Source organism: Collinsella aerofaciens (genome assembly GCF_028207065.1).
In the GTDB taxonomy this organism is placed as follows: domain Bacteria; phylum Actinomycetota; class Coriobacteriia; order Coriobacteriales; family Coriobacteriaceae; genus Collinsella; species Collinsella aerofaciens_AR.
In genome coordinates this window covers 34,076-46,479 of record NZ_JAQLFP010000022.1, presented here as the reverse complement: position 1 = coordinate 46,479, position 12,404 = coordinate 34,076, and the positions used below count along the sequence as shown (strand labels likewise).

Sequence of the window (12,404 nt, the reverse complement as noted above, 5' to 3'; positions counted from 1 at the left end):
CGGCGCTCCTAACGGCGCCGGGCAATACGGGGCCCGCCCATGCGAAAACCAAGTTGTTAGGATGAGCCAGCTGGCTAGAGCTCGACCGGCACCCATTCGTCGTGATTGCAGATAAAAGCCTCGGGATCCTCGACGCTAAAGAAGACGAGCGTGGGGTCGTTAGGCCCCTCATAGTGCTCGCCCAGGTGCTCTAGATGCTTCCACCCGGCTTCGCGCATTTCGCCTAAAGCCCGGTCATCCAAGCCGGCACGCCCGCGCAAGATGAGCCAGCCATGGCCCGGCCACCAACTCGTGGCCTCAAAGCGCTGGTTTTGCAGCAGCTCTTGCCACACATCTTTGGTGCGCGCTGTTACAAACCACAGCTTGCCGTCCTGGATCTGCGCAAACGAAAACGGACGCACATGAGGCTGTCCGTCAACGCTCGTCGCCAAATACCATGCCGGCACCGACGTCAGATACTCCAACACCGTATTCAATCCGTCCACGGTTCCTCCTGCCGCTAGCTCATTTGACTGGTTGGTAAACGTTAGAGCTCCAGGCGCTCCTCGCTGCCGTCGATATCACAGAAGCGCGCGGCAATGTTGCGGACCGAAAAGAAAGCAAGGCGGCCGTCGTTGGCACTCTCGTGTTCCTCGCCGATGCTCACCATGTGCTTAAAACCCGCTTGACGCACCTTGTCGCTCGCAACCGCGTCGTCCTCAAGTGCGGCCTCGCCGGTCAACACGATCCAACATTCCCCCGGCTTCCAGCCCGAGAGCTCAAACTTGGGATTCGCACTCAGCTCCGCCCACACATCCTTGTCGCGCGACGTGCAAAACCACAGCTTACCGTCATCGACCATGGCAAACGAAAACGGCCTCACGCGAGGCTGATGCCCGTCGGTCACATCGGTCGTGGCCAGATACCACGCCGGAATGCGCCTGAGATACGAACAGGCGCGCTCAAGCTGAGCCGTGCGGTCGTTGTCGGTCATAGGGGCCCCTTTCTTGCGCTCGAATCGCGCCTAAACAAGTTGAAGGTTGACGACGATGACACACGCAAGCAGCAGCATCGTCACAACCGCAGCCAGCGCATCCCCGCGGCGAAATGCAAGTGCATGCAGACGCGTGCGGCCCTGCTCGCCGTGATAGCAGCGTGCATCCATGGCGGCAGACAACGTCTCGGCATGACGGAACACGCCCGTGAACAGTGGAATCGCCACACTGCCGAGCATACGCACGCCGCCGAGCGGGCCACCCGTTACGCGTGCGCCGCGGCTTGCCTGCGCGTCCGCCGTCTGCTTCATCTCGGTGGCAAACTGCGGCATAAAGCGCAACGCGATGCCCATGATCATGCCGAGCTCATGCGCAGGGAGCCCCACGCGCGCAAACGGTGCGAGCAGGCGCTCAAAGCCCGCGGTGAGGTCGAGCGTAGGCGTGGTGAGCGTAATGGCGCTCATGCCGGCCATCATCAAGGTCAGGCGGCACGCCATAAAGACGGCGGAATGCAGCGAGCCCTCGCTTATCTGCAAAAAGCCGAGCTGCCACAGGATGCGCCCACTCTGATCGGTAAACAAGTTGAGCACCGCGACCACGACGACGATTGCCAGCAGCGGCGCCATCGACGACAGAACGCGACGAGCCGGCACCCGGGACACGGCATAGATCAGCACGACGAAAATTGCGACAGGAGCCAGTCCGCGGAAGCCGCCGACGGTCAGCGTCGTGATTAAAAACACAAAGCCCAGGAGCAGCTTGGTGCGCGGATCCAGGCGATGGATCGCACTATCGCTCGGATAGTAGCTGCCAAATGAAAACGCCTCCATTAGCAGCCCTCCTCTCGCGCGACCGTCTTGGATTTAGCAATGTCCGCGACGTTAGAAGGACCGTCTGAGCGACCGATCAGCAAATCTGCCAGCTCGTCGGCCAGCGACTCAACCGTATAGAGCCCGCCGCAACGCAGCGGCACGCCCGCCTCCGCGAGCGCCAACGCCATGCGCTGAGCAGCAGGTACGCCCAAGCCGATCGACTTGAGCTCATCGGCATGTGCAAACACCTGCGCGGGGGTTCCCTCGGCAAACACCGCACCTTCGTTCATCACGACGATGCGGTCGCAGCAGTTGGCCAGGTCATCCATACTATGCGAAACCATGACAACGGTCAGGCCATCGCGGTGAAGCCGATCGATAAGCTCAAGGAAATCCCTGCGCGCAGCCGGATCGAGCCCCGCCATGGGTTCATCGAGCACCAGGACTTCGGGCTCCATGGCGAGCACACCGGCGAATGCCACGCGCCGTTGCTGACCGCCCGAAAGCTCGAAGGGACTCTTGTCGCCGACCGTGGAAAGGTCGAGGCCCACGCGCGAGAGCGACGACTCGACGCGACGGTCGACTTCATCTTGCGGCAAGCCAAGGTTGTGCGGGCCAAACGCCACGTCCTGCGTCACGGTTTCGGCAAACAGCTGACGCTCGGGATATTGAAACACCACGCCGACCTTGGCCTTAACCGCGGCGGCGTCTTTCTTGTTTGACAGATCGAGCCCCAGCGCGCGAACGAATCCCTCCTGGGGGCGAATCAAACCGTTGAGATGCTGGACCAGCGTCGACTTACCCGAACCGGTATGACCTGCCAAGCCCAGGAACTCGCCGCGACGCACCGTCAGCGATACATCGCGCAGCGCCCACGGGCTGCTGGGGTCGTTTCCCCAGAGAGCCTGTTTGCTCGATTTGCCCGCAGTGACCGAGCGCTTATGCCAGCGGCGGCGCTCGCGGGCACTCAGCGAGTAACTATGCGAGAGGTGCGAAATCTCGATGACGGGCTCCGACACGGCTGTCCCGTCGGTTGCAGAGGAGACGTTGTCGAGCACACGAGAATCGGATGCAGAAGGCCGCCCTGCGGTGTCTTCCCCACTCCGGTCGGCATATACCTGCGCAATCTCGGCGACCATATCCGCCTCGCGCACCTGCGCATGAACGGGCACGCCCTTCGCACGAAGCGCCATGCCCAAGCAGCACGACGCCGGCATATCCAGGTTGAGCTCCACGAGCCCATCTGCCCGCGTCAGAATCTCCTCGGGCGTACCGAGCATGGCAACGCGCCCCGCCCGAAACACCGCGACACGATCGGCCTCGGCGGCCTCTTCCATAAAGTGCGTAATCATCACGATGGTCATGCCGCGTTCGTGCAGCACGTGACAGGCCTTCATAAGGCCCTTGCGCCCGCGCGGATCGAGCATCGAGGACGCCTCGTCCAAAATGAGCACGCGCGGTTCCATGGCGAGCACACCGGCAAGCGCCACACGCTGCTTTTGACCGCCCGAAAGCGCATGGGTCTCGTGGCGCTCAAAGCCCACCAGGCCCACGCCCTTCAGCGCCTCGCGTACGCGCTGCGCAATTTGCGCCGATGGCACGCCAAGGTTTTCGGGACCGAACGCAACGTCATCTTCGACAAGCGTTGCCACCAGCTGGTCGTCGGGATTCTGGAACACCATGCCTGCGGTCGAACGAATGTCGTAGACCAGCTCGGGATCGGACGCATCCATACCGTTGATACGTACCGTGCCCGCATCGGGCTGCAGCAGCGCATTCAGATGCTTGGCAAACGTCGACTTGCCCGATCCATTGCCACCGAGGATGCAGAAAAACTCCCCGTCCTCGATGTTCAGATCGACACCGTCGAGTGCCGACACGGCACCGTCATAGCTAAAGGAAACGCCCCGACACTCAATCATGCGCGGCCTTTGACCTGGTCCTTTTTAGGCGTGATGAGGTTGGAGACTGCTTTATACACCGCTAGCGTCAACACCGAGTTAAGCACGGTCTTGATAAGGTTGAACGGCAGCACGGCAGGAATCATAAGCGGGGCGATCACATCGACCGAGCCATACCAGAACCATACGCCAATGGTAAGGTTTGCGACCATAGACAACGCCGTAGCGGCAATGACACCGAACACTAGGCCAATCACGGCACCCTTATAGGTATGCATCTTCTGGTACACGATAGCCGCGGGCAGAATGTAGCCCAGCGTAGCAACCAGGTTCATAAGTGCGCCGACCCAATCGCCCGTGGTAAGCGCATGGATAACAATCGCCATAGCGGCAACAGCAGTACCGGCGCCAGGACCATACGCAAAACCGCACACCATCGCCGGCACCAGCGACGGGTCATACGTCAAAAACGGCGCCGAAGGAAGGATAGGCAGCTGCACGTACATAAACAGGGCGCCCAAGGCACACATCAGCGCCATGGTAACGAGCTGTTTGGTGCTCCACCTATTCGTGTTCTCAAAATGGATATGCTGCGACTGTTCAGACATAAGATCACCTGCCTCTTTCATCCGGACTCTAACCGTTGGTACTGGGATCTCACCAGTTCAGCCGGCATGCGAACCAACGCACACACGGGTCGCGGACTCATCGGCTCGGCCGCAGGCACCTCGCCTGCGCCACGGCACCCCTTTAGCACCGCCCGATTTACCGCCAGTGGGGAATTTCACCCCGCCCTGAAACAGCAATTGCAAGTGTAGCACGAGCAATCGTTCGCGCAAGTATGCCGAGGGTAATTTGTGGCGGGGATCAGTTACCGCAACAACCACGTTCCCCACCCATCCCAAAGTAGCGCGCTTTTCGCGCAAAGCGCGAAACAGCGAAAGGGACACGTATCCCTATCGACCACGTCCTTCTCCGCCCGCCGACCTCAAGGCCGTAAACGCAGGGAATCCGGGGGCGGGACGGGGGTTTCTCTCCGGAACATTCCGCACGCAGAGAGGCTCCGCAGCGCGAAGCGCGCAGCGGAGCCCTTTGCATGTCCGAGGACGTTCCGGAGAGAAGCCCCCGTCACGCCCCCGGATTCCCGGTGGGAGTTCTAGACCTTGTCGGCCTTAGTACATACCGCCGCCCTGCTGACCAGCGGTAGCAGCAGCGATAGCGTCCTCAAGCTGAGTGTTCTTGGGCACATCGGAGACGGTGGCCTCGGTGATGAGAATCAGGCTGGCGACAGAAGCAGCGTTCTGCAGGGTGACGCGGCTGACCTTGACGGGGTCGAGGACGCCCATCTCAATCATGTCGCCCCACTCGCCGTTGGCAGAGTTGAGACCCTGGCCGGCGGGCAGCTCGGCAACCTTGTCGACCACGACAGCGCCCTCAAAACCAGCGTTCTTGGCGATGGTAGCGACCGGAGCGGTCAGAGCCTTCTTGACGATATCGACGCCAATCTTCTCCTCGGGGTCGTCGATCTCGACAGCATCGAGCGCAGGAGCAGCGTCCATGAAGGCGACGCCACCGCCGGCGACGATGCCCTCCTCGACAGCAGCGCGGGTAGCCTGCAGGGCATCCTCAACGCGGTGCTTGATCTCCTTGAGCTCGGACTCGGTAGCAGCGCCGACCTTGATGACGGCAACGCCACCGGAGAGCTTGGCCAGGCGCTCCTGGAGCTTCTCACGGTCGAAGTCAGAGGTGGTGTTCTCCATCTCGCCCTTGATCTGAGCGATGCGGGCGTCGATGGCCTCCTTGGAGCCAGCGCCGCCGACGACGACGGTGTTGTCCTTGGAGATGGTGACGGACTTAGCGGTACCGAGCATATCAGCGGTGATGTCAGCGACCTTCACGCCCAGCTCGTCCAGAGCAGCCTGGCCACCGGTGAGGACGGCGATGTCCTCCAGGATGCGCTTGCGGCGATCGCCGTAGCCCGGGGCCTTGACGGCGCAGACGTTGAGGGCGCCACGGATCTTGTTGAGGACGAGGGTCGGCAGAGCCTCGCCATCGATGTCCTCAGCGATGATGAGCAGGCCACGGCCAGCGCGCTGGACAGCCTCGAGAACAGGCATGATGTCCTGGACGCTGGAGATCTTCTGGTCGGTGATGAGGATGTACGGATCCTTCATCACGGCCTCCATGCGGTCGTTATCCGTGACGAAGTAAGCGGAGACATAGCCCTTGTCGAACTGCATGCCCTCGACGGTGTCGATGGTGATGTCGAACGTCTGGGAATCCTCGACGGTGATGACGCCATCCTTGCCCACGACCTCCATGGCCTCGGCGATCTTCTCGCCGACCTCGGGGTCACCGGCGGAGATGGTACCGACGGAAGCAATCTGCTCCTTGGTCTCGACCGGCTTGGCCTGCTTCTTCATCTCGGCGACGGCGGCGTTGACGGCCTTGTCGATGCCGCGACGGATGGCCAGCGGGTTGGCGCCAGCGGCGACGTTGCGCAGACCGTCGTTGACGATGGCTTGAGCGAGCAGGGTTGCGGTGGTGGTGCCGTCACCCACGGTGTCGTTGGTCTTGGTGGCGACCTCCTTCACCAGCTGAGCGCCCATGTTCTCGATGTTGTCCTCGAGCTCGATCTCCTTGGCGACAGAAACGCCGTCGTTGGTGATGGTCGGAGCACCGAACGTGCGCTGCAGCGCAACGTAGCGGCCCTTGGGGCCCATGGTGACGGTAACGGCGTCGGCCAGAGTGTTGACGCCCTTGGCAAGCTTAGCGCGGGCATCGGTGTTGAACGTAATGTTCTTTGCCATGGTAGGTAATCCTCCAAAAGAAATGTGACTCGCGTCGCCGCTTCCGAGTCCTATGCGGCGGGCGCGTTCAAAGACGAATCAGAGATTCTGACGAGACTAGGCCTCGACGACAGCGTAGATGTCGTCGGCGCGCATCAGCAGATACTTCTCGCCGTCGACCTTGACCTCGTTGCCACCGAACTTACCATAGATGACAACGTCACCGACCTTGACGTCCATGGGGATGCGCTCACCCTTGTCGTTGACCTTGCCGGCGCCAACGGCAACGATGGTGCCGCGCTGCGGCTTCTCCTGGGCGTTGCTGGCGATATACAGACCAGAAGCGGTCTTCTGCTCGGCCTCGTCGGGCTTGACCAGAACACGATCTGCAAGCGGCTTCAAAGACGACATGCTTGTTTCCTCCTTTTTGGGCCGCGCGGTTATGCCGCGCGAATTAACCCTTTTTGTTTGCGTACGCGTTGAATGGTACCCACGAATGGCGGGTTATACAACACGGAGTCAAAAAATCTTATTTTTTGGCACTTAGATTTTCTGAATGCCGGGGGATAACTTAGCGATGCCTCCCGTGTGGCTCCGGAGGGGCGGGGCATAAGGTTTCCTGCTCGGGCAGTCCTGCTCGCACGAAGGCCACATTAAGTGGCCTTCGGCTCGTGCGGAACTCGCGATAAACCTTATGCCCCGCCCCTCCGGAGCCACACGGGAGGCAGGTTAACTAATTCGGGCCCGGCATTCAGAAAAGTCAGTGCAGCAAAATGGCGATGCGGATAGCGACATGTGCATGGTTTTCGCTGCGCGCACGGGTCCCCTGGGGAGCACCGTGCATTTTTGGGAGTATTCAGCAGACTAGGACGGCTGCATACGTGCCGGACACACCATATTGGTCCCAAGGACGCCTTCGGCCGGCGATTTTGGTCGGCAGGCAAACCCCGTCAGGACAGAAAGGCATGCCTCACGCCGCACCGGAGCACAAAATGACGTCAATCTCTGCAACGTTACTCAGCCGCAGCGGCACAGGCAGAGCTCGCGGTGCTGAATACTCCGTTTTTTGCACGGCGCGGACGGGGGTACATCAGGATCCGGAAGAACATCCCAGCCTTTTTATGCAATTCGTAATGGAAAGTATGCAAAACACCTAGAGATAGCATTGCTGCTGTCCAAATTGGGCGCGGGGCGGCGGCGCCTCCGCCCCGCGCCCAAATCAAGCAGGGCGGGGACGCTCCTAACGAACCCCCCATTTGCAAACAAACGCGGCTCGAGCGCCATCCCAAAATAAGCTGCCCGAGCCGCGTTTAACGGTAAGACATGAATACTTAGCGCTCGTAGATCAGGTTGCCGGCTAGGTAGGTGGCTTGGACTTTGGTGGCTTGGAGTTCTTGGGGGTCGATGGTGAGTGGGTTTTGGTCCAGGACTACCAGGTCGGCGTATTTGCCGGGTTCTAGGCTGCCGAGGTTTTGCTCGTCGCCCGCTGCATAGGCGCTGCCCAGGGTGTAGTTGCGCAGAGCCGTTGCCGCATCGATACGCTCGCTCGGCAGCCAACCGCCCTCGGGCCAGTGGCTGCGGGGGTCTTGGCGGGTGATAGCCGTGTAGAGCACGTTCATGCTGGTAACGGCTGTGATGGGGCTATCGGTGCCGAAGGCTTGGCGGATGCCGCGCTGCTTATAGGTCGCAAACGGCCACATGATGCGGCTACGCTCCAAGCCCAGGTCGCGCTCCGGACCACCCGGGTCGAGTGTGATATGACAGGGCTGGCTCGAGGCAATGACGTTGAGTTTGCGCAGACGATCGATGTCCTCGGGCAGCAGATTCTCCAAATGCTCAAGCGTATTATGGCCGTGCTGGGGCAAGCCGTAGAGCTCTGCCGCCTCCTCAAAGATATCGAGTGCGGCATGGATGGCGCCGTCGCCGATAACGTGGATGCGCACGGTGTGGCCGCGCTCGGCTGCCGCCAGGACCAGCTTGCGCATGCGCTCGACGGGAACCGTCAGGCGACCTTGATCGCCCGGGAAGCGCGGGTTGGTATAGGGATCGGTGAGATAGGCCGTGTGTTCGCTCGAGACGCCGTCGAAGAACTGCTTAAAACCAGGCGCCGAGAGCAGCGCGTTGTTCGCGTAGCGGGTCTGCAGTTCTTCTAAGCGCGATTGGTCATCCAGCAACGTGGGGAACAGATGGGCACGGATGCCCAGTTTGCCAGCTGCCTGCAGTTTGTCGTAGACGTCATCGCGGATAAAATCGCAGCCCGGCATGGGCATGAGCGACATATCGCATATCGAGGTGATGCCCTGCTCGGCCATCCGCCTCATTTGATCGGCGTAAGCGCTTGCGATGCGATCCTCGCCCAGCCACTCAAGGCAGCGCGGTAGCAGCTGCATAGCAGCTGCCTCGTGAGCAATGCCCGTGAGCTCGCCGTTTGCGTCCTTGTCGTAGCTGCCGCCCGCCGGCGGCTCACTGTCGCGCGTGACGCCGAGCGCCTCGAGTGCACGGCTGTTGAGCCAAAGCGTGTGCCCGTCGCCCGAATACATAACGCAGGGACGATCGGGGAATGCCACATCGAGCGACGCCTTGCTAGGATGCTCGGGCGGGTCCCAACGGTAGTCGCGCCAGCCCTGCGTCACGACCCAGGCGTCGTCGGGCAGGTCCTGGGAAAACTCGAGCGCATGCTGCACCAGCGCCGCCTCTGATGTGCCCATATCCATGAGCATGTACGGCGAGGAGCCAACCGAGGTATGGAAGAAGTGCAGGTGCGCATCATGGAAACCGGGACAGACAAACTGCTCGCCATAGTCGATAACCGGCGTGACGGCGGGAGCGGCGGCAATCACGTCATCGGGCGCGCCGACTGCGACGATGCGATCACCCGCGATGGCGATCGCCAGCTCGCGGGCGGTATCGATACCGTCTTGGGCGGTAAAAACGTTCTTGGAGCGGATAATCCGATCGATATGCTGCATGAGCATCCCCATCTCTGGCAGGTAATTCAACACCCCCGAGTGTACTCCCCCGCCCTTGCAACAAAACCCCAAGCGGCAAACGGCAACTTTACCAGCCCTAGCGGCAGGTGGCATACTGGAGAGAGCCTGTACGATTTTGCGATCGAGCCAGCAAGGAGCAAATCGACCATGACGAAGACCAAGGCACAGCAAATTATGGCGGCAACCGAGGTTCGCGCGGCAGACGACGTCACCGCGGCCATCCAGGATATCGCAGCCGAGTTTGAACCCTACATCATCAAGCAGCGCCGGCACTTCCATAAGCACCCGGAGCTGAGCCTTGCCGAGGAGCGCACGACTTCCGACATCGCCAACCAGCTCGACGCCATGAATATCCCCTACGAGCGTCCGCTCAAGACTGGCTTGGTGGCAACGCTTCGCGGCACCGCGCCCGATGCCTACCGCGAGGACGGCACGCCGCGCCGCCGCATCCTGCTGCGCGCCGACATCGACGCCCTGCCTGTCACCGAGCAGACCGGCGAGGAGTTCGCCAGCGTCAATGAGGGCTGCATGCACGCCTGCGGTCACGACTGTCATATCGCCATGATGCTCGGCACGCTGCAAATCCTGCGCCACATGACCGATGACATCCACGGCGAGATTCGTATCGTATTCCAGCCCAGCGAGGAAAACGGCCAGGGCGCCAAGCTCATGATCGGCACGGGCGTACTCGATGGTGTCGACGGTGCCTATGCCGCGCACATCTGGAGCGAGGTCGATGCCGGCACCGTGAGCTGCGAGCCCGGTCCGCGCATGGCAAACACCGACTGGTTCCGCATTGATGTCCGCGGCACCTCATGCCACGGCGCCATGCCCCAGCGCGGCCACGACGCCGTTATGGTTGCCGCCGAAATCGTCAACGCCCTGCAGACCATCGTCTCGCGCGAGATTAGCCCCTACGAACCCGCCGTCATCACCGTCGGCGAACTGCACGGCGGCACCGCGCGCAACGTTATCGCCGGCACGGCGTACCTCGCCGGCACAGTGCGCACCTATGGCGACAAGACGCATGAGGAAATGCCCGAGCTTATGCGCCGCATCGTGGAGCACACCGCAGCAGCACTAGGCGCCGAGGCCGAACTCACCGACTACACCATCGCCAACTACAAGGTCGAAAACGATGCCGCCTCGAGCGAGCGCTGCCGCCAAGCTGTGCTCAAGTGCCTGAGCCCCGCAGGCGAGGGCCATTACCGCGGCACGCTTTCGGGCGAGGATTTCTCGGAGTACCTGCGCCGCGTGCCGGGCGTGCTCGCCTTTGTTGGCACGCGCAACCCCCAGATTGGCGCCACCTATGCCCAGCACTCCTGCTTCTACAAGATCGACGAGAGCGTGCTCGCCAAGGGATCCATGGTAGCCGCCCAGTATGCCATCGACTTTTTGGCCGAGCCCACGCAAGAGGAGCTCGACGGCCCCACAATCGCCGCGGTTGCCGAGACCAATCCCGACCTGGCCGCCAAGCTGCGCTCTGCCAAGGCAACGGCCGCCGAGGCCCGCGACGCCATGCACGACGCCCGCACCGCCCGCCATGCTGCCATCAAGGGCATCCACGATGCGCGGGCCGCCGCTCGCCACGAGGAGAAGCGCGACGAGTAGCCGTCACGCCTACCCATAACAACCTGGCTAGAGCAAAGCGGGGGCGAACGTTATCTCAACGTTCGCCCCCGCTTATGTGTCGAACGCTTTTCTAGCGCGTCCTCCGTCACGACAGGTAAGAGCGAAGGATGGTGAGCCAGCGTGGGGTTTCGAGGTGGATGATATCGGTGGGAACTCCGGCGGGAGCGTGCCCACCAAAGAGCAGGCCCGCGTCTGCCGGGTTGATAAGGCGCACGATCCATACGGCAACGACCAGCACACACAAAACAATAACCGCAATGTCGATGCCACGCTTTAGCTTGCTCGATGCCACCTCCTCGCGCACGAACGCGAGCGCAAACGCAATCGGCACCACCCAAAACAGCGGATGGTAGGCAAAGGCCGCCGAAAAATCGAGGCGCAGCGCCGCCAGCCAGGCCCTCGTCATGCCACATCCCGGACAGGGAATGCCCGTCATCAGGCGAAACACGCAGCCGATATCGAGCAGGTAAAGTGCGAGCCAGGCGACAAAGAGCGCGCCGATGCAAGGAAGGGCGCGGCGAATGAGCTCCGCCGCGCCCTTATGTCCCTGAGAGCTGTTCACGCCGCTCTTGTCGTTAGGCACGAGCGCCAAGACGGGCGTTGTAAGCCGTTGCCATGGCATTGGTGTTCTTGATGATGATGTTCATGGCAAAGATGGGGCCAAGGCCGCACAGCAGCGCGCCGACAATCTGCCACATAAGAACGGTGGTGCCGTTCTCCTGGAACATCAGGCCATAGCGAGGGGCATTAGCCTGCAGGCGGTTACCAATCTTGTAGTACCAGTAGAGTCCGTAGAAGCCGCAGGTCACGAACGACAGCAAGATGAATGCTGCCAGACCCGGCGTGGAATCGCCGTCATCCTGGCACATGACATTGATGTCGCGGGCAAGGCAATAGAGGAAGTAATACGAATAGATGCCGCAGGTCACGATGGAAAGCAGGAGCCAACCGATCACGCCACGGTCGGTCTTAATCGGAGCATAGCCCATCGGGGCAGGCGCAGGCTGCTGAGCATACTGCTGCTGGCCGGTGTACTGCTGCTGAGGCTGGGGCTGAACTGCCTGAACCGGAGTGGGCTGAATCTGCGTGGGCTGCGGAGCAGGCTGGGGCTGAGGTGCGGGCTGCGGAGCAGGAGCAGCGGAGGCGGCACCGATGGCAGAACCGCAGACAGGGCAGAATTTGGCATCATCCGAAATGGGAGAACCACAAGTGGGACAGAACATAAGCTTCTCCTTTTCCTAAGGCGTTGCACGCCTTCAAACCTTACACGTCTATGTTCTCAACAATAGCCGCGACGTTGTTGCGC

General features: G+C 61.4%; 11 protein-coding genes and 1 riboswitch. Of the genes, 1 reads left to right on the top strand and 10 read right to left on the bottom strand.

The window, feature by feature from the left end; translation table 11 throughout:
• Nucleotides 1-74 precede the first annotated feature (74 nt).
• The 8 genes from PMX72_RS07380 to PMX72_RS07345 all read right to left on the bottom strand — a co-directional run bounded on the left by PMX72_RS07380 (nt 75) and on the right by PMX72_RS07345 (nt 9,445).
• A complete protein-coding gene (locus PMX72_RS07380; protein ID WP_055252303.1) occupies nt 75-485 on the bottom strand; it encodes a pyridoxamine 5'-phosphate oxidase family protein in 411 nt (136 codons plus the stop codon).
• 41 nt (nt 486-526) lie between these two features.
• Nucleotides 527-973, bottom strand: a complete 447-nt coding sequence (locus PMX72_RS07375; protein WP_271729908.1) for a pyridoxamine 5'-phosphate oxidase family protein — start codon at nt 971-973, stop codon at nt 527-529.
• Nucleotides 974-1,003: 30 nt separating this feature from the next.
• Entirely contained in the window at nt 1,004-1,804 is an 801-nt protein-coding gene (locus tag PMX72_RS07370; RefSeq protein WP_118065866.1) for an energy-coupling factor transporter transmembrane component T family protein, read from the bottom strand.
• Nucleotides 1,804-3,708 carry an energy-coupling factor transporter ATPase gene (locus PMX72_RS07365; RefSeq protein ID WP_271729907.1) on the bottom strand — a complete coding sequence of 635 codons (1,905 nt, stop codon included), beginning with the start codon at nt 3,706-3,708 and terminating at the stop codon, nt 1,804-1,806. The genes PMX72_RS07370 and PMX72_RS07365 overlap by 1 nt, the downstream gene beginning before the upstream one ends.
• Entirely contained in the window at nt 3,705-4,295 is a 591-nt protein-coding gene (locus tag PMX72_RS07360) for an ECF transporter S component (RefSeq protein WP_117563816.1), read from the bottom strand. Before PMX72_RS07360 ends, PMX72_RS07365 begins: the two co-directional genes overlap by 4 nt.
• A 5-nt stretch (nt 4,296-4,300) precedes the next feature.
• Nucleotides 4,301-4,493, bottom strand: a riboswitch (FMN riboswitch).
• 366 nt (nt 4,494-4,859) lie between these two features.
• Nucleotides 4,860-6,497, bottom strand: coding sequence for a chaperonin GroEL (gene groL / locus PMX72_RS07355; RefSeq protein ID WP_006234938.1), 1,638 nt, complete (start codon nt 6,495-6,497; stop codon nt 4,860-4,862).
• A 96-nt stretch (nt 6,498-6,593) separates the two neighbouring features.
• Nucleotides 6,594-6,887 (bottom strand): co-chaperone GroES, encoded by a 294-nt coding sequence (gene groES / locus PMX72_RS07350; RefSeq protein ID WP_022094351.1) that lies wholly within the window; start codon nt 6,885-6,887, stop codon nt 6,594-6,596.
• A gap of 920 nt (nt 6,888-7,807) precedes the next feature.
• Complete coding sequence (locus tag PMX72_RS07345; RefSeq protein WP_271729624.1) at nt 7,808-9,445, bottom strand: amidohydrolase; 1,638 nt, start codon at nt 9,443-9,445, stop codon at nt 7,808-7,810.
• 168 nt (nt 9,446-9,613) lie between these two features.
• On the opposite strand from PMX72_RS07345, the gene PMX72_RS07340 reads away from it, so the two are divergent.
• Nucleotides 9,614-11,077: a M20 family metallopeptidase gene (locus PMX72_RS07340; RefSeq protein WP_271729623.1), complete on the top strand. Its 1,464-nt coding sequence runs from the start codon at nt 9,614-9,616 to the stop codon at nt 11,075-11,077.
• A gap of 106 nt (nt 11,078-11,183) precedes the next feature.
• Here PMX72_RS07340 and PMX72_RS07335 read toward each other — a convergent pair whose 3' ends face one another.
• A complete protein-coding gene (locus PMX72_RS07335) occupies nt 11,184-11,681 on the bottom strand; it encodes a DUF2752 domain-containing protein (RefSeq protein WP_271729622.1) in 498 nt (165 codons plus the stop codon).
• A complete protein-coding gene (locus PMX72_RS07330) occupies nt 11,674-12,321 on the bottom strand; it encodes a DUF4234 domain-containing protein (RefSeq protein WP_271729621.1) in 648 nt (215 codons plus the stop codon). The genes PMX72_RS07335 and PMX72_RS07330 overlap by 8 nt, the downstream gene beginning before the upstream one ends.
• Nucleotides 12,322-12,404: the final 83 nt, after the last annotated feature.

What these genes read in the sequence shown, in the direction of transcription:
- PMX72_RS07345 (WP_271729624.1), bottom strand. Translation starts at nt 9,445, where the DNA reads ATGCAGCATATCGATCGGATTATCCGCTCCAAGAACGTTTTTACCGCC.
- PMX72_RS07375 (WP_271729908.1), bottom strand. Translation starts at nt 973, where the DNA reads ATGACCGACAACGACCGCACGGCTCAGCTTGAGCGCGCCTGTTCGTAT.
- groES (WP_022094351.1), bottom strand. Translation starts at nt 6,887, where the DNA reads ATGTCGTCTTTGAAGCCGCTTGCAGATCGTGTTCTGGTCAAGCCCGAC.
- PMX72_RS07340 (WP_271729623.1), top strand. Translation starts at nt 9,614, where the DNA reads ATGACGAAGACCAAGGCACAGCAAATTATGGCGGCAACCGAGGTTCGC.
- PMX72_RS07360 (WP_117563816.1), bottom strand. Translation starts at nt 4,295, where the DNA reads ATGTCTGAACAGTCGCAGCATATCCATTTTGAGAACACGAATAGGTGG.
- groL (WP_006234938.1), bottom strand. Translation starts at nt 6,497, where the DNA reads ATGGCAAAGAACATTACGTTCAACACCGATGCCCGCGCTAAGCTTGCC.
- PMX72_RS07365 (WP_271729907.1), bottom strand. Translation starts at nt 3,708, where the DNA reads ATGATTGAGTGTCGGGGCGTTTCCTTTAGCTATGACGGTGCCGTGTCG.
- PMX72_RS07370 (WP_118065866.1), bottom strand. Translation starts at nt 1,804, where the DNA reads ATGGAGGCGTTTTCATTTGGCAGCTACTATCCGAGCGATAGTGCGATC.
- PMX72_RS07330 (WP_271729621.1), bottom strand. Translation starts at nt 12,321, where the DNA reads ATGTTCTGTCCCACTTGTGGTTCTCCCATTTCGGATGATGCCAAATTC.